Source organism: Xylophilus sp. GW821-FHT01B05 (assembly GCA_038961845.1).
Classification (GTDB): Bacteria; Pseudomonadota; Gammaproteobacteria; order Burkholderiales; family Burkholderiaceae_C; genus Xylophilus.
In genome coordinates, this window is sequence record CP152408.1 from 5,558,983 (window position 1) to 5,575,642 (window position 16,660).

The window sequence follows — 16,660 nt, forward strand, 5'->3', positions numbered from 1 at the left end:
ATGGCCTTTTCAAGGTGGGGTGGAGGAATCGGATGTGCGGCCCGCATCAGCGGCCCGTGGTGTTCTTGGCGGCGGTGATGCGCAGCGCCAGCCGCGCGGCCAGCAAGGGCGCCAGCGCAAAGCAGGCAAACAGCCAGACCGCCGCCTGCTGCGCGCCGGCCACGCCGCCCGGGTGCGTGAGCCCCGCCGCGTTGGCCACCAGCCCGGCCACGGCCGCGCCCAGCGCCATGCCGTAGAGCTGCACCGTGGTGATGGCGGCGGATGCCGTGCCCTCTTCACCCTGCGGTGCCAGCGCCAGCACGCGGGTCAGCAGATGCGGCCAGCCCACGCCAACGCCCGCGCCCACGGCGGCCAGGGCCAGCGCCACCAGCGGCGTGCTGATCTGCGCCGGCCAGCCGCCGCCCAGCGGCGCCAGCAAGGCCATGGCCAACAACCCGGCCGTGCACAGCAGCGGCCCTGCGCGCAGCAGCCGCGCTGCCGCCGCGCCGGTGCGGCCCGAGGACAGCAGCGAGCCCACGCTCCAGCCGCCCGCCATGGCAGCGGTGAGGTAGCCGGCCATCAGCGGCGCATGGCCGTGCAGCGTCTGCAGAAAGTAGGGCACGAAGATTTCCGTGGTGGTGCCGATCAGCAGCAGCGCCACGCTCGCATAGATGGCGCCCAGCGGCGTGCCCAGGCCAGTGGCGCCGCGCGGCAGCAGGCGCACGGCAGAGCGCCGGTCGCGCGCAATGGCGGCCGCGCCCAAGGCCAGGCCGGCCAACACACCGGCGGCCTGCCAGCCCAGCGCGGGCGACAGGCTGCCCGCCGCCACCGCCAGCACGGATGCCGCCAGCAGCGCGATCTGCAGCACCGCAATGCGCGGCACCGGCCCTGCCGCATCACGCGGCTGCAATACGGCGGGCCGCAACTGCACCGCCACCAACAGCGCCTGCAGTACGCACACCGGCAGCAGCGCCCAGAAGGCCCAGCGCCAGGCGCCGACCTGCGCAAACAAGCCGCCCACGGCCGGCCCGCACAAGGTGGCCACGCCCCACATGCCCGACACCAGCGCCACCGCGCGCGGCCACAGCGGCGGCGCAAACACCACGCTGATCAGCGCGTAGCTGAGCGCAGCCAGCACGCCGCCGCCCAGCCCCTGCACGCTGCGCCCGGCCAGCATCCAGGCCATGGACGGCGCCAGCGCGCAGCCGGCCGAGCCCAGCGCAAACACGGCCAGTGCCGCCAGGCAGGCGCCGCGCGGCCCCCAGGCCGCCAGCAGGCGCACCGACAAGGCCGCGCCGACGATGGAGGCGACCACGAACAAAGTGGTGTTCCAGGCGTACCAGTCGAGCCCGCCGATCTCTTGCACCACCGAGGGCAGCACGGTGGTGACGATGTGCACATTGACCGCATGCAGCGCCACGCCGCCCGTCAACGCCACCGCGCGCAGGCCGTTGCGGCCCCGCAGCAGGTCGCCCCAGGCGGCGGTGGCGGGAGCGAGCGGGCTATCGAGGGCAACAGACACGGGCAAAACCTTTTATCCAAGAAATTACTTGGATTATTAATTCCACCGCCAGAGTTAGGCAAGTAAAATCTTGCGTAATGGACGACACCACTCCCACGGCCGACCGCATCCTGTTGCTGCTGAAGACCCGCGGCCCCGCGCCTGCGGCCGCGCTGGCCGAGGCGCTGGGCATCACGCCCGAGGCCGCGCGCCAGCAGATCCAGAAGCTGCAGGCCGAAGGCCTGGTGGAAGGCCGGCAGGCCGAATCCACCGGCGTTGGCCGGCCACGCCAGGCCTGGGCGCTAACGGCGGCCGGGCATGCGCGCTTCCCGGACACGCATGCGCAGCTCACCCTGCAGCTCATAGGCGCGGTGCGCCAGTTGTTTGGGGAAGAAGGCCTGGAGCGCCTGGTCAGCCAGCGCGAGGCCGACAGCCGCGCCGACTACCAGCGCGCCTGTGCCGGCCTGACCGCGCTGGAGCCGCGCCTGCGCCGCCTGGCCGAGATCCGCGCGGCCGAGGGCTATATGGCCCGGCTCGAGCGCGCGGGCAGCGACTGGCTGCTGGTGGAAGACCACTGCCCGATCTGCGCCGCCGCGCAAAGCTGCCAGGGCTTTTGCCGCTCGGAGCTGCAGCTGTTCCAGGAGGTTGCCGGCACCGGCGCCACGCTGCGCCGCGAAGAGCACCTGCTGGCGGGTGCGCGGCGCTGTGTGTACCGGATTACGCCGGTGGCGTAGCGGCAAGCCCGCGCATCACCTCGGCCACCTCTCGATCCGCAGCGCTGGCGCTTGCGCCCAAACCAGCGACCACGCCCTGCTGGTCGGCCGCCGTGCGGTTCTGGCTCAGCTTCCATTTGCCTTCAACGCGGGTGATGGCGATTTCCAGGCCCACGATCTTGGTCAGCATGTCGTCGATGTAATCACGCGGCGCGTCGGCCATGGCCCAGGGCGCGTCGCGGCCGGCCTCGAAGCGGCGGGTCAGGCGCCCGACCAGGCCGCGCAGCCAGCGCGCGTCTTCATGCACCGTGACGCGGCCGTGCACGTTCACCGCCTGGTAGTTGTAGGTGGGCACGACCTGGTGGGTGTCCTGCTTGCTTGGGTAGAGGCTGGGCGAGACATAGGCGCTGGGCCCCTGGAACACCACCAGCGCCTCGACCGGCATGGCCGCCACGTACTGCCACACCGCATTGGCGCGCGCCACGTGGCAGCGCAGCACGCCCAGGCCGCCCTGGCAGCGGTCCCATTCAAAGGGCAGTTGGTTGGCATCCAGCCCCGCATCAGACAAGGTCACCAGCGCGCCTAGCGGCGAGCGCGCCACGGCGTCGTGCAGCAGGGCAAGGTCTTTCTCTTCGAAGTGGGCGGGCAGGTACATGGCGTGCGCGTGGGTCTGTTGGTGGGGCCACAGAGTATCGGCCTACAAAGCGTCACGGCTACGACACGGGGCCGGCCCAGAATCGCGCATTCCCCCGGAGGCCCTTCTCATGCAACACCGCTCCCGCACGGCCCTGGCCGCCCTCCCCGTCCTCTTTGCCGGCCTGCTCGCCGCCGCCTGCAGCAGCCCGCAGCCAGCACCGCCGCCCGCCAAGCCAGTGCCGCTGGTGATCGGCCACCGTGGCCTGCCCGGCCTGTACCCGGAAGAGACGCAGCCCGCCTACGAGGCCGCCGCCGACCAGGGCGCCGACTCGCTCGAAGCCGATCTGCACCTGAGCAAGGACTGCGTGCTGGTGGTACGGCACAACCCCTGGCTCAGCGACAACACCAGCATTGCCGAAGTCGCCAAGACCAATGCCGCCGTGGCCGCGCGCAAGCGCACCGTGCCGGGCGTGAAGGTCAAGGTCAGTTGGCCCACCACGGCCGACAGCGGGCCGTCGGAATACCTCAGCGACCTGACCGATCCGGCCAACCCCAAATCGGTACTGAAGTCGCTGATCGTGGACGGCGAGGACCACACCGGCGACTGGTCCATCACCGACTTCACCGTGGCCGAGCTGAAGCAATGGGTGCGCGGCACCACCTACGACGCGCGCGACCAGCGCCCCAGCGCACTCAACGGCATCTACCCGGTGCTGACCTTCCAGGAGCTGATCGACATCGCACGCGCCAAGAGCCAGGCGCTGGGCCGCACGCTGTCGGTCTACCCCGAGACCAAAAACCCCTACTGGAACAACGCACAGGCCATTGCCAACGGCTGCGGCCTGCCCGGCAGCCACCCGCTGGAAGACGCGCTGCTGAAGGCGCTCGACGCCAACCAGCTCAACAGCAAAGAGGCGCCGGTCTTCGTGCAGAGCTTTGACCCAGCCAGCCTCAAGTACCTGCGCAGCCGCGGCCTGAAGGCCAAGGCGGTGCAGTTGATGGACGGCAACGGCATGGACTTCCGCACCGGCGCCACCATCTACAACACGCGCCAGGCCAGCACCTTCGCCAGCGGCCGCCCCTACAGCTGGACATTGGCCGGCGACCCGCGCTACTTCGACGCCATGTTCACCCCCGCCGGCCTGGCCGAGATCAAGACCTATGCCGACGGCATAGGCCCCTGGAAGCCGCAACTGCTGTCGCTGCGCATCCTGCCCTGGAAGGACAAAAACGCCGACGGCACGCCCTACACCGGCACCCTGGCCGAGGTCAACACCATCACCCCCACCGGCCTGATCGCAGATGCGCACAAGGCCGGCCTGCTGGTGCACAGCTTCACCTTCCGCAACGAGAAGAAGTACCTGGCCGGCCTCTACAACGGCGACCCAACCGCCGAGTACCTGGCCTTCTTCCGCGCCGGCGTGGACGGCGTGTTCTCTGACTTCACGCCGACCGCCTTTGCGGCGCGCGCGGCCTACCTGCGCGAGAGCGGGCGCTAGTACAGCCGCAGCCGCGCAAGGCCTGCGGCATGATGCGAGCCCATGACTGCATCCGCCGACTCGCCTACCGCCGCTCCCGCCTCCCCGCCCCTGCGCGCCAGCGCCCGCTTCATGCGCGCCCACCCTGCGCACTGGATTGCGCTGGGCTTTGGCTCGGGCCTGTCGCCCATTGCGCCGGGCACGGCCGGCACGCTGTGGGGCTGGTTGTCCTTCCTGGTGCTGCAGCACTGGCTCACGTCGGCGCAGATCGGCTGGCTGATCGCCGGCAGCACGCTGGTGGGCTGGTGGGCCTGCACGGTGACGGCGCGCAACCTGAACACGCTGGACCCGTCCAACGTGGTCTGGGACGAGATCGTCGCCTTCTGGCTGGTGCTGTGGCTGGTGACGCCGGCCGGGCTGTTGGCTCAGGTCTGCGCGTTTGTGCTGTTTCGCATCTTCGATGCGGTCAAGCGCGGGCCGGTGGGCTGGGCGGATCGCGCCTTCCACGGCCCGGGCGCGCGCGGCGGCTTCGGCATCATGCTGGACGACTTCGTGGCGGCGTTCTGCACGCTGCTGGTGATCGCCGCCTGGAAGTACTACCGATGAGCACTGGCCACGACTGGTCTGCCGTGGCCAGCGCCCTGCTGGCGCGCGGCTGGATGCTGGCCACGGCCGAGAGCTGCACCGGCGGCATGATCGCCGCGGCCTGCACCGACCTGGCCGGCTCCAGCAACTGGTTCGAGCGCGGCTTTGTCACCTACTCCAACGCCGCCAAGACCGATTCGCTGGGCGTGGACCCGGCCCTTATCGCCGCCCACGGCGCCGTCAGCGAACCCGTGGCGCGCGCCATGGCCGCAGGCGCGCTGGCCCATTCGCGCGCCCAGGTCAGCGTGGCCGTGACCGGCGTGGCCGGCCCCACGGGCGGCAGCGCGGCCAAGCCGGTGGGCACGGTGTGGTTTGGCTTTGCGGTGGGCGGGCAAGTGCAGACGGAGACGCAGCGCTTTGCCGGCGACCGCGCGGCGGTGCGTGCCGCCACGGTGGCGCATGCGCGGGCGCGGCTGCTGCAGCTATTAAATATATAGCTATTAGCCCAGAGCCGTCCTGGGCTAGAGGCACTTTTCCACAAGATTCTCCAGCCTAGGAAAAACCCTCTTCCGCCTGAAAACGCCTCCTGCCGGCCGCAGAATGTTAGCGGTAACAACGACAGGAGACACCCATGCCGCAAGCGCTTGCGCACCCGCTTGGCCGCCGCGCCTTCGCTGCCGCACTCGGCGCCCTGGCCCTGCCTGGCCATGCGTCCGGCGCGGCCGATGCCTGGCCCAGCCGCCCGGTCAAGATCATTGCGCCGGTACCGCCCGGCGGCTCCACCGACCGCATGGCGCGGCTGCTGGCGCACGAGTACGGCAAGGTCTTTCGGCAGTCCTTCGTGGTGGACAACCGGGGCGGCGGCGGGGGTGGCATCGGCACCGCCGTGGTGGCCAAGGCGCCGGCCGACGGCTACACCCTGCTGCTCACCGGGGTCTTCAACACCATCAATGCCAGCCTGCTGCAGCAGCCCTTCGACTACCTGCAGGATTTCGTGCACATCGCGTCGGCCTTCCAGGGGCCCAACGTGCTGGTCGTGCGCCCGGACTTCCCGGCCAGGACCGTCGCCGAACTGGTGGCGCTGGCCAAGGCCGAGCCCGGCAAGATCGACTTCGCCAGCGCAGGCAACGGCACCTCCGGCCACCTGACGATGGAGATCTTCCAGCGCGCCGCCGGCATACGCCTGACGCACATCGCCTACAAGGGCGGCGGCCCGGCGCTGCAAGACGTGCTGTCCGGCGTGGCGCCCATGCTTGCCACCAACCAGGACACGCTGCTGCCGCACGTGCGGGCCGGCAAGCTGCGCGCCCTGGCCGTCACCAGCGAGAAGCGCAATCCGGTCTACCCGGACGTGCCGAGCTTCGTCGAATGCGGCTACCCGGACCTGGTCGTGACCTCGTGGGGCGGCCTGGACGCCCCGCGCGGCACGCCGGCGGCCATCGTCGAGCGGCTCAACGCGGCGACCACCCAGGCCATGCAGGTGCCCGAGGTGCGGCGCCAGGTCGAGGCCGAGGGCTGGGAGGTCTTCACCGGCAACCCGGCCAGCTTCGACGCTTTTGTGCGCGACGAGACCCGGCGCTGGGGCCGCATCATCCAATCTGCGGGCATCCGCGCTTCCTGACCTGAGACCACCTCGTTCCCATGCCATCCGATCTGCGCCATACCTTCGGCCCGCTGGGCCTTGCCTGCGGCAGCGTGCTGCCCCAGGTCACCGTGGCCTATGCCGCCTATGGCCGCCTGGCAGAGGACGGCAGCAACGCCATCCTGGTCACGCACGGCTACACCGCCAGCCACCAGATGCTTGCGCACGGCCAGGGCACGGCCGAAGGCTCGTGGGCGCCGCTGATCGGGCCGGGCAAGCCGCTGGACACCGAGCGCTACTACATCGTGTGCTCCAACATGCTCGGCTCCTGCTACGGCACGACCGGCCCCGGCAGCATCGATCCGCGCAGCGGCCGGCCCTACGGCCCGGACTTCCCCGAGATCACGCTGGCCGACGTCGTCGAGGTGCAACGCCGGCTGCTGGAGCACCTGGGCGTGCAGCGCCTGCGCACGGTGGTGGGGCCGTCTTTCGGCGGCTTCCAGGCGCTGCAATGGGCGCTCGACCAGCCGGGCCGGGTGGATGCGATCGGGGTCATCGTCTCGGCGCCACGGCTGGCGCCCAACCGGCATCTGGGCATGGACGCGCTGCTGGCCACGCTGCGCGCCGATCCGCACTGGAACGGCGGCCACTACTACGAGCGCGGCGGCATCGTGCCCACGCTGGAGAAGATCCGCACCGAGACCATGTACGCCTACGGCATGGATGCCGTGCTGGCGGCGCGCGGCTGGGCGCCACCGCAGCGCCAGGCGCACATCCAGGCCGCTGCGGCGGCCTGGGCGCGGGAGTTCGACGGCAATGCGCTGGTCACGCTGCTGCGCGCCGCGCAGGCCTTTGATGCGCGGCCGCGGCTGGAGCAGGTGCGTGCCAACGTGCTGCATGTGGTGGCCAACAGCGACCTGCTGTTTCCGCCCGACCCGACCATGCAGGCCGCGATGGCCCGCACCCGCGGCCACCGTCCGCTGCGCTACCTGGAGATGGACACGCCCTTCGGCCACCAGGCCTCGGGCCCGGCGCACGCACTCTGGAGCGAGGCCCTGCGCGAGCTGATCGAGGGCGCGGGGCGCTAGCGGCCGGCCGCTCTGTTTTTAATAGCTATATGCCTAGGCCCCACCTGGGCAAAAGGCGTATTTCCTTCAAACTTCGAGCAGTGCAGCAGCCTCGACGCGCCGTACCAGCCGGTCGATCTCCAGCAGATCGATAGCGCTCAGCTTCGGCCCCGGCTGGCGCATGGCGGCGCTGCGGATGGCGCCGCGGCGGCGCAGCACCTCTTTGCGCACGGCCACGCCCCACTGGCTCTGGTTCTCGTAGTTGAGCAGTGGCAGGTAGCGGTCGAACAGGTCGTGCGCCTCTTCCACCTGGCCCTGCGTGTAGAGCCGGTACACGCCCGACAGCATCTCGGGGTACGAGAAGCCGGCCATGGGCCCGTCGATGCCGCGCGCCAGCTCTTGTGGCAGGTAGACGCCGTTGTTGCCGGTGAGGATGGCGATGCGCCGGCCGGGCGCGGCGCGCAGCCGGCTGATCTTGCCCAGGCTGGGCAGGTCTTCTTCCTTCAGCACCTGGATCTGCGGAAAGGCCTCGATCAGCCGCAGGATGCTGGGCACCGACATCCACACGCCGGTAGAGGCCGGGTAATCCTGCAGCACCGTGGGCACGTCGCCGATCTGCGCGAACACGCCGCTGAAGTAGGCAAACAGCTCGTCTTCGGTCTTCAGGCCGTGCGGCGGCGCAATCATCACGCCGGCCGCGCCCTGGTCCATCACGCGCGCGGTCAGCTCGCGCAGGTTGGCGATGCTGGCGTTGCTTACGCCCACCACCACCGGTTTGCCGCCCGCGCGGGCGATGTAGCGCCCGGCCACGGCCAGCGCCTCGTCCGGCGTGAGCTTGACCGATTCGCCCGCCACGCCCAGCACGGTGAAACCGTTGGCGCCGTGGCGCAGGTAGAAGTCGGCCAGGGTGTCAATGCTGTCCAGGTCGACCGCGCCCTGCTCGGTGAAGGGCGTCTGGGCGACGATGTAGAGGCCCTTCGCGTTGGCAAGGCTCATTCGACGGTCGCCCCCGAGGTCTTGACGGTTTCACTCCACTTGGTGATCTCGTTCTTGACGAAGGCATTGGCCTGGGCCGGCGTACCGCCCACGACGACAAAGCCCACGGCTTCGAGCTTCTCGCGGATGCGCGGGCTGGCCATGGCTTTGATGGTGGCGGCCGAGAGCTTGTCGATCACCGCCTGCGGCGTGCCGGCCGGGGCCGACAGGCCAAACCAGGATTCGGCCGCAAAGCCCGGGTAGCCCTGCTCGGCCACCGTCGGCACATCGGGGTAGGCCGGGTTGCGCTTCTCGCTGGTGACGGCCAGGGGGCGCAGCTTGCCGGCCTTGACGAAGGGCAGCAGCACGTCCTGGTTGAGGGTGAGGATGGGCACGTGGCCGGCCACGGCGTCGTTGATGGCCGGGGCGCCGCCCTTGTACGACACCGACACCATCTTGAAGCCCGCCGCCTGCTCCAGCATGTGCATGCTCAGGTGGTTGGACGAGCCATTGCCCGAGTTGGCGGCCTGGATGGTGCCGGGCGCGGCCTTGGCCATGCGCACCAGCTCGGCCAGCGACTTGGCCGCAAACGAGGGGTGCGCCACGATCACGTTCGGCCCGGTGGCCAGCAGCGAGATGTGGATGAAGTCCTTGTCGGCGTAGGGCAGCTTGGGGTAGAGCCCGTAGTTGATGGCGTTGGAGCCCACGCCCGAGATCAGCAGCGTGTAGCCGTCCGGCGCCGCCTTGGCCGCCTGCGCGGTACCGATGCCGCCGTTGGCGCCGCCCTTGTTGTCGACCAGGAAGGTCTGGCCCAGCAGCGGCTGCAGCTCGGCCGCCAGCAGGCGCGCCATGATGTCGGTAGAGCCGCCCGGCGGGAAGGGCGCAATGATGGTGACGGGCTTGTCCGGATAAGCCCCGCCCTGGGCCAGCGCGGCGCCAGAGGCGATCAGGGCGGTGGCGGCGCAGGCGGCAGCCAGGATGCTGCGGCGGTAGGTGGAATGCATGCTTGTCTCCTCGATGGTGGATGGCAAAAAAAGGAGGCGTCTGCGCGCCTCTCTGGAGCGGTGTGCTCGCACGGGTTTGCAATCAAAGTGAGAACAAGGCGCGAAGCCGCAGACAGTGCTTCAGCACGGCAAGGCGAAGCAACGCCGTTATCGCTTTGATTGCGAAGCCGTATCAGCGAATGATCGGGTCGCCAGCCTCCTCGGTAGCCGGCTCGGTCTCCAGGAAGTCGAAGTCGCAGCCCTCGTTGGCCTGCTTGATGTGCTTGAGATAAATCTTGCCAAAGCCACGTGTGAAGTGCGGCTTGGGCGCCACCCAGGCCGCCTTGCGCGCGGCCATTTCCTCGTCGCTGATGTGCAGGTGCAGCAGGCGCGCGTCTACGTCGAGCGTGATCTCATCGCCATCGCGCACAAAGGCCAGCGGCCCGCCAATGAAGGATTCGGGCGTGACATGCAGCACGCAGGCGCCGTAGCTGGTGCCGCTCATGCGCGCGTCGCTGATGCGCAGCATGTCGCGCACGCCTTCCTTCAGCAGCTTTTGCGGGATCGGCAGCTGGCCCCATTCGGGCATGCCGGGCGCGCCCTGCGGGCCGGCGTGCTGCAGCACGATGACGCTGTCTTTGGTCACCGGCAGATCAGGCGCATCAATGCGCGCGTACAGGTCGGCCTGGTCCTTGAAGACCACCGCGCGGCCGGTGTGCTTGCGCAGGTGCGGCTCCATCGCGGCGGGCTTGATCACGGCGCCGTCGGGGCAGATATTGCCGCGCAGCACAGCCAGGCTGTCCTTTTGCGTGACCGGGTTGGCCAGCGGGCGGATCACCTCGTCGTTGTAGACCTTGGCGCCTTCGATGTTCTCGCCCAGGGTCTTGCCGGTGATGGTCAGGCAGCTGCGGTCGAGCTTGTCGCCCAGGCGCTCCAGCAGCGCGCGCAGGCCGCCGGCGTAGTAGAAGTCTTCCATCAGGAAGCGGCCCGAGGGGCGCAGGTCGGCCAGCAGCGGGATGGTGCGCGCAATGGCGTCGAAGCGGTCCAGGTCCAGGTCCACGCCGGCACGCCGCGCCATGGCGATCAGGTGCACGATGGAGTTGGTCGAGCCGCCCAGCGCCACGGCCGTGGTGACGGCGTTGTTGAAGGAGGCCGCCGTGAGGATGTCGGAGGGCTTCAGGTCTTCCCACACCATGTCGACGATGCGCTTGCCGGTGAGCGTGGCCATCTGCGCGTGGCGCGAATCCGGCGCCGGGATGCTGGCCGCGCCCGGCAGCGTCAGGCCCAGCGCCTCGGCGCAGCTGGTCATGGTGCTGGCCGTGCCCATGGTCATGCAGTGGCCGGGCGAGCGGGCAATGCCGTCTTCCACGTCCTGCCAGTCGTCCTCGTTGATGTTGCCGGCGCGCAGCTCGGCCCAGTACTTCCAGGTGTCCGAGCCCGAGCCCAGGTACTCGCCCTTGTAGTCGCCGCGCAGCATCGGGCCGGCGGGCACGAAGATGGTCGGCAGATCCATCGAGATCGCGCCCATCACCAGCGCCGGCGTGGTCTTGTCGCAGCCGCCCATCAGCACCACGCCGTCGGCCGGGTAGGAGCGCAGGTTTTCTTCCGTCTCCAGCGCCAGCAGGTTGCGGTAGAGCATGGTGGTGGGCTTCTGGAACGGCTCGGACAGCGTCATGGCCGGCAGCTCCACCGGGAAGCCGCCCGCCTGCCAGATGCCGCGCTTGACCTCTTCCACCCGCTGCTTGAAGTGGGTGTGGCAGGGGTTGATGTCGCTCCAGGTGTTGATGATCACGATCACCGGCTTGCCCGCGTAGTCGCTGCGGTGGTAGCCCATCTGCGCGGTGCGCGAGCGGTGGCCAAAGGAGCGAAGGTCCTTCACGCCATACCAGCGATGGCTGCGGAGTTCTTCGGGGGTCTTGCGTTTGGAGTCGGTCATGGGGCGGTCGGGGCGGGTTGCATGAGAGGGATGACGTCACATGATAGCGCTATCATTCGCCCTTCAATAGAGGGAAAACGCCGGGTCCACGGCTGACGCAAGGCAAGCGCCATCATTTTTGGTAAAAAGTGCCCCTAGCCCTTATGCAGACCGGGCTATTAGCTATCTATTTAATAGCTATTACTGAAGCAAGCACTTGCCCATGCCCAGGCTGCGGACCTCATAGCCCAGCAGCCTCAGGCCCTCAAGCCCCGTGGCACTTCTTGAACTTCTTGCCGCTGCCGCAATGGCAAGGGTCGTTGCGGCCCGGCTGGTTGGCGTCGCGGCGGATGGTCTCCACGCGCGGGCCCATGCTCTTCCACAGGCGGCGCAGGTCATACACCGCCCAGATGGCTTCGCCATAGGCATCGAGCCGCGCTTCGCTGACGCTGGGCGGGCCGTCTTCGCTGAACATGCTGAAGGCGGGCTTGCCGGTGTCGGGCTCGGTCAGGGCGACGATGGCGGTCAGCCCCTCGTCCAGCCACTGGGCGGCTTCCTTGTCGCGCGGCGCGGCCCAGTCCTCGGGCCAGTTCTCTACCGCGTACATGAAGCCCAGCGCCCAGACCTGGCCGATGGCGGGGATGTCCTCGCCCTCGATATCGGGGCGCTCGGCCTCGGGCAGGGACAGGATCGAGCCGAGCACATCCATCACCTCGGGCTGGAAGCTGCGCTCGTCGTCGAGCGACTTCACCTCGGTGTCGAGCGAGGTGACCATGTCGTCCCAACGGCGCTGCCACAGCTCCAGGAAGCGGCGCTGCTGGATCACGCCAGAGAAGGTGCTCAGCGCGCTCATGGGCGCATCGTCGGCGGCGGGCGCGGCGCCCTCGCCCAGCAGCACCGGCAGGTATTCGTCTTGGGGAATGCTGCGGCGGCTGCAGACCAGCGCGGCCATGAAGCCGTCGCAGAACTCCCACTGCGGCACCTCGTCGTCGCGGGTGCGCAGCTCGTCGAGGATCTCGTCAAGGACGTCGAAGTCTTCGGGGGCAAGCGCAGAGCCGAGAACAGAGGTGTCGGGAGCGGGGGCGGGCGTATCGGCGGACATGGCGGGCAAAAGGTGGGGTCGTGGGGGGAGAAAAGCGCCGTTACAAGGCGGTCCAGGCGGGCCGCAGGCGGCGGCAAAGTGTAGCCGTGTGCCGTTTCCAAGGGCACTCTTATGATCCGCCGTGGCCGCGCGCCAGCGCAGTGCGCGGCCACATTGCCTAGAACGCCCCCTGGAGCCCCCCGATGTCCGCAGTCCCCTCGTCCCTTCGCGCGCTCCCCATGCGCTACACCACGCTGGCGCTGTGCGTTGCCGGGCTGCTGCTGGGCTTGTGGGCCTGCTGGGCCTTCACGCCCGACTGGTGGCCGCTGCCGCTGGTCTTCGCGGTGCTGAGCGTGGTGGGCCTGCGCGACCTGCGGCAGACCCAGCACGCCATCCTGCGCAACTACCCGGTGATCGGCCACATGCGTTTCTTGCTGGAAACCATCCGCCCGGAGGTGCGCCAGTACTTCATAGAGGGCGACACCGAGACCCTGCCCTTCTCGCGCGCCCAGCGCTCGCTGGTGTACCAGCGCGCCAAGGGCGAGCCCGACAACCGCCCCTTCGGCACCCAGCTGGACGTGGGCCTGCAGGGCTATGAGTGGATCAACCACTCGATGGCACCGACCAGGCTGGCCTCGCACGACTTCCGCATCTGGATCGGCGGCTCGGCCGAGCACCCATCGCCATCGGTCGAGCCCTGCACCCAGCCCTACCACGCCAGCGTCTTCAATATCTCGGCCATGAGCTTTGGCTCGCTCTCGGCCAATGCCATCCTGGCGCTGAACCAGGGCGCCAAGGCCGGCGGCTTTGCGCATGACACGGGCGAGGGCTCGATCTCGCAGCACCACCGCGTGCATGGCGGCGACCTGATCTGGGAGGTGGCCTCGGGCTACTTCGGTTGCCGCAACGACGACGGCACTTTCAGCGAAGAGAAGTTCACCGCCAACGCGCGCGACCCGCAGGTGAAGATGATCGAGATCAAGCTGAGCCAGGGCGCCAAGCCCGGGCACGGCGGCATCCTGCCCGGCGCCAAGGTCACCATCGAGATCGCCACCGCGCGCGGCGTGCCGCAGGGCGTGGACTGCATCTCGCCGCCCTCGCACAGCGCCTTCTCCACGCCGGTGGAGATGATGCAGTTCATCGCCCGGCTGCGCCGGCTCTCGGGCGGCAAGCCGGTGGGCTTCAAGTTCTGCATTGGCCACCCGTGGGAATGGTTTGCCATCGTCAAGGCCATGCTGGTGACCGGCATCACGCCCGACTTCATCGTGGTCGACGGCGCCGAGGGCGGCACCGGTGCCGCGCCGGTCGAGTTCACCGACCACGTCGGCGCGCCCGTGCAGGAAGGCCTGCTGCTGGTGCACAACACGCTGATCGGCGCCGGCCTGCGCGGGCGCATCAGCCTGGGCTGCGCCGGCAAGGTCATCACCGCCTTCGACCTGGCGCGCTTCATGGCGCTGGGGGCCGACTGGTGCAACGCCGGGCGCGGCTTCATGATGGCGCTGGGCTGCATCCAGGCGCAGAGCTGCCACACCGGCACCTGCCCGACCGGCGTCACCACGCAAGACCCGCTGCGCCAGCAGGCGCTGGTGGTGCCGGACAAAGCCACGCGCGTGGCCAGCTTCCACCGCCAGACGCTGCACGCGCTGCAAGAGCTGGTGCAGGCCGCCGGCCTGGAGCACCCGCAGCAGATCACCACCCACCACATCGTGCGCCGCGTCACCGACACCGAGGTGCGGCTGCTGGCCAACCTGGTCATGCGCGTGGAGCCCGGCGCGCTGCTGGGCGACCTCGCCAACCAGCACGCCGTGTTCCGCCAATATTGGCCGCTGGCCAGCGCCCACAGCTTTCGCGCAGCGCAGCCGCTGCTCGAACCCTCGGCGCCCGGCGGCAGCAGCGTGGCCACCGCCTAGCGCGGTGGCAAACTGCGGCGATGCCTTTGCCCCCCGATACCTGCGCCCAGTTCCTGCGCACCACCGCCCCCACGCAAACGCTGCCGCTGGCGCACTACCCGCTGCAGAGCAGCCAGGTCTGGCTCAAGAAGGCCGGCACACGCCACGCGCGCTGGCCCTACTGGGTGCTGGGCGCGCTGGCCCGCGCCGCGCGGCTGCCGCTGCTGGTGCCGGTGCCCAACCTGGGCGGCCCTGAAGCCATTGCCACCGAGGCAAACCGCCTGCGCGCCCTGGCCGCGCTCGGCCTGCGCGTGCCGCAGGTGCTGGCCGAAGGGCCCGAAGGCCTGCTGCTGGCCCACCTGGGCCAGCCCGGGCAGGACACGCCCTCGCTCGCGGTAGAGATGAACACCGCCGTCCGCGCCGCGCCAGAGGCCATGCTGGGCCTGTTCCACGCCGGCCTGGACGCCATCGGCACCGCCCACAGCGCCGGCGCCTGCCTGAGCCAGGCCTTTGCCCGCAACCTGGTGCGCTGCCCGGACGGCGTGATCGGCTACGTCGACTTCGAGGACGACCCCGCCGCCGTGCTGGCCCTGCCGCAGTGCCAGGCGCGCGACCTGCTCTGCTACCTGCACTCCACCGCCCTGCATGTGCAAGAGGCCGGCGCCTTCGAGCCCGCACGCGAGGTCTGGGCAAACTGGCTGCAACTGCAGCCAACCGTGGTGCAGGCGCTGCTGCGCACCAGCGTGCGGCAGATGCGCTGGCTGCGGCGCCTGCCGGCGGACCGGCGCTGGGGGCGCGACCTGCAGCGGGCCCGGGCGGCCTGGGCATTGGCAGCAGAGGGCTAGCAGCCAAACTATTAAAAGTATAGCTATAAGCCCAGGCCACACCTGGGCCAAAGCCACTTTTTACCAATATTCCTCAGCGCTGGCAGAACTCTTGCAGCGCGGCATGGACAAAAACAAACGCGGTGCAAAACCCTGTGTCGCACCTTCACAATCAATTTACATTTCGCCAACACTATTGAGGGTTGTCCGCGCCTGCCCTCACCCCACTGCGATCCGCCCATTCCATGATCTCCACCCGATCGCCGCGCGCCCTGGCCTGGGGCAGCCTGCCCCTGCTGACCCTGGCCGCAGCCCTGACCGCCTGCTCTCCCAAATCCGAGCCAGCCGCGCCTGCGGGCCCGACGGAGGTCGGGGTCATGACGCTGCAGCCGCAGCGCCAGGCCTTCACCACCGAGCTGCCGGGGCGCACCAGCGCCTTTCTCAGTGCCGACATCCGGCCCCAGGTCGGCGGCATCGTGCAGAAGCGGCAGTTCACCGAAGGCGCCACGGTCAAGGCCGGCCAGGTGCTGTACCAGCTGGACCCATCGACCTACCAGGCCGCGCTGTCGAGCACGCAGGCCACGCTGGCGCGCAACCGCGCCACGGCCAGCGTGGCCGAGGTCACGGCCAACCGCAATGCCGAGCTGGTGAAGATCGACGCGGTCAGCAAGCAGGTCAACGACCAGAGCCAGGCCGCATTGGCGCAAGCCCGGGCCGACGTGGCCACGGCGCAGGCGGCGGTCGAGACGGCGCGCATCAACCTGGACTTCACGCGCATGGCCTCGCCCATCTCCGGGCGCATTGGCACCTCGACCGTGACGCCGGGCGCACTGGTCACCGCCAACCAGACAACAGCGCTGGCGACGGTGCAGCAGATCGACCCGCTCTACGTGGACGTGACCCAGTCCAGCGCCGAGGTGCTGCGCCTGAAGCGCGAGCTGGCCGCCGGCCGGCTGACCCGCAACGGTGCCGGTGCGGCGCGCGTGCGCCTGATCCTGGAAGACGGCAGCAGCTACGGCCATGAAGGCCTGCTGCAGTTCGCCGGCCTGAGCGTGAACGCCACCACCGGCGCGGTCACCCTGCGCGCCACCGTGCCCAACCCCGACGGCCTGCTGCTGCCCGGCATGTATGTGCGCGCGGTGCTGGAAGAAGGCGTGGACGAGAACGCGCTGCTGGCGCCGCAGCAAGGCATCCTGCGCGACGCGGTGGGGCGCTCCACGGCCCTGGTGGTGGACGCCGAGGACAAGGTGGCGCGCCGCGCCGTGGTGGTCGGGCGCGCAGTGGGCAACCGCTGGCAGGTGCGCAGCGGGCTGGCCGCGGGCGACCGGGTCATCGTGGAAGGCTCGCAGAAGGCCCGCGTGGGCGACAAGGTGAAGGCGGTAGAGGTCGCGGCCGCAGCAGCCACCAACGGTGCAGGCCCTGATACGGCCGTCGTCCGCTGAGCACCACGCA

15 protein-coding genes are annotated in these 16,660 nt (G+C 69.6%); 9 read left to right on the forward strand and 6 right to left on the reverse strand.

Annotated elements, in window-relative coordinates; genetic code table 11:
- Positions 1 to 46 precede the first annotated feature (46 nt).
- Complete coding sequence (locus tag AAFF27_25945) at positions 47 to 1,501, reverse strand: MFS transporter (GenBank protein XAH23382.1); 1,455 nt, start codon at positions 1,499 to 1,501, stop codon at positions 47 to 49.
- A 77-nt stretch (positions 1,502 to 1,578) separates the two neighbouring features.
- Here AAFF27_25945 and AAFF27_25950 point away from each other — a divergent pair, with 77 nt between their 5' ends.
- Positions 1,579 to 2,214: a helix-turn-helix domain-containing protein gene (locus AAFF27_25950; protein ID XAH23383.1), complete on the forward strand. Its 636-nt coding sequence runs from the start codon at positions 1,579 to 1,581 to the stop codon at positions 2,212 to 2,214.
- On the opposite strand, the gene AAFF27_25955 is transcribed toward AAFF27_25950, so the two are convergent.
- The gene (locus AAFF27_25955) at positions 2,198 to 2,848 is read right to left on the reverse strand and encodes an FMN-binding negative transcriptional regulator (GenBank protein ID XAH23384.1); all 651 of its coding nucleotides are present in this window, start codon (positions 2,846 to 2,848) and stop codon (positions 2,198 to 2,200) included. The genes AAFF27_25950 and AAFF27_25955 overlap by 17 nt on opposite strands.
- Positions 2,849 to 2,957: 109 nt before the next feature.
- Between AAFF27_25955 and AAFF27_25960 the strand changes: the two genes are divergently transcribed.
- From AAFF27_25960 to AAFF27_25980, 5 genes are all read left to right on the forward strand, one after another.
- Positions 2,958 to 4,328: a glycerophosphodiester phosphodiesterase family protein gene (locus AAFF27_25960; GenBank protein ID XAH23385.1), complete on the forward strand. Its 1,371-nt coding sequence runs from the start codon at positions 2,958 to 2,960 to the stop codon at positions 4,326 to 4,328.
- Positions 4,329 to 4,370: 42 nt separating this feature from the next.
- On the forward strand, positions 4,371 to 4,913 hold the full coding sequence (locus AAFF27_25965) for a phosphatidylglycerophosphatase A (protein XAH23386.1): 543 nt from the start codon (positions 4,371 to 4,373) through the stop codon (positions 4,911 to 4,913).
- Entirely contained in the window at positions 4,910 to 5,389 is a 480-nt protein-coding gene (locus AAFF27_25970) for a CinA family protein (GenBank protein XAH23387.1), read from the forward strand. The genes AAFF27_25965 and AAFF27_25970 overlap by 4 nt, the downstream gene beginning before the upstream one ends.
- A 134-nt stretch (positions 5,390 to 5,523) precedes the next feature.
- On the forward strand, positions 5,524 to 6,513 hold the full coding sequence (locus tag AAFF27_25975; GenBank protein ID XAH23388.1) for a tripartite tricarboxylate transporter substrate binding protein: 990 nt from the start codon (positions 5,524 to 5,526) through the stop codon (positions 6,511 to 6,513).
- A gap of 20 nt (positions 6,514 to 6,533) precedes the next feature.
- Positions 6,534 to 7,562 carry an alpha/beta fold hydrolase gene (locus AAFF27_25980; protein ID XAH23389.1) on the forward strand — a complete coding sequence of 343 codons (1,029 nt, stop codon included), beginning with the start codon at positions 6,534 to 6,536 and terminating at the stop codon, positions 7,560 to 7,562.
- Between the two features lie 66 nt (positions 7,563 to 7,628).
- On the opposite strand, the gene AAFF27_25985 is transcribed toward AAFF27_25980, so the two are convergent.
- The 4 genes from AAFF27_25985 to AAFF27_26000 all read right to left on the reverse strand — a co-directional run bounded on the left by AAFF27_25985 (position 7,629) and on the right by AAFF27_26000 (position 12,516).
- Positions 7,629 to 8,537 (reverse strand): dihydrodipicolinate synthase family protein, encoded by a 909-nt coding sequence (locus AAFF27_25985; protein XAH23390.1) that lies wholly within the window; start codon positions 8,535 to 8,537, stop codon positions 7,629 to 7,631.
- Complete coding sequence (locus AAFF27_25990) at positions 8,534 to 9,520, reverse strand: tripartite tricarboxylate transporter substrate binding protein (GenBank protein XAH23391.1); 987 nt, start codon at positions 9,518 to 9,520, stop codon at positions 8,534 to 8,536. The genes AAFF27_25985 and AAFF27_25990 overlap by 4 nt, the downstream gene beginning before the upstream one ends.
- A gap of 172 nt (positions 9,521 to 9,692) precedes the next feature.
- Entirely contained in the window at positions 9,693 to 11,435 is a 1,743-nt protein-coding gene (gene araD, locus AAFF27_25995; protein ID XAH23392.1) for an L-arabinonate dehydratase, read from the reverse strand.
- Positions 11,436 to 11,679: 244 nt separating this feature from the next.
- Positions 11,680 to 12,516 (reverse strand): UPF0149 family protein, encoded by an 837-nt coding sequence (locus AAFF27_26000; GenBank protein XAH23393.1) that lies wholly within the window; start codon positions 12,514 to 12,516, stop codon positions 11,680 to 11,682.
- Positions 12,517 to 12,698: 182 nt separating this feature from the next.
- On the opposite strand from AAFF27_26000, the gene AAFF27_26005 reads away from it, so the two are divergent.
- From AAFF27_26005 to AAFF27_26015, 3 genes are all read left to right on the forward strand, one after another.
- Positions 12,699 to 14,405: an FMN-binding glutamate synthase family protein gene (locus AAFF27_26005; protein ID XAH23394.1), complete on the forward strand. Its 1,707-nt coding sequence runs from the start codon at positions 12,699 to 12,701 to the stop codon at positions 14,403 to 14,405.
- 20 nt (positions 14,406 to 14,425) lie between these two features.
- Positions 14,426 to 15,229, forward strand: a complete 804-nt coding sequence (locus AAFF27_26010; protein ID XAH23395.1) for a hypothetical protein — start codon at positions 14,426 to 14,428, stop codon at positions 15,227 to 15,229.
- Between the two features lie 224 nt (positions 15,230 to 15,453).
- On the forward strand, positions 15,454 to 16,650 hold the full coding sequence (locus tag AAFF27_26015) for an efflux RND transporter periplasmic adaptor subunit (protein ID XAH23396.1): 1,197 nt from the start codon (positions 15,454 to 15,456) through the stop codon (positions 16,648 to 16,650).
- Positions 16,651 to 16,660 lie beyond the last annotated feature (10 nt).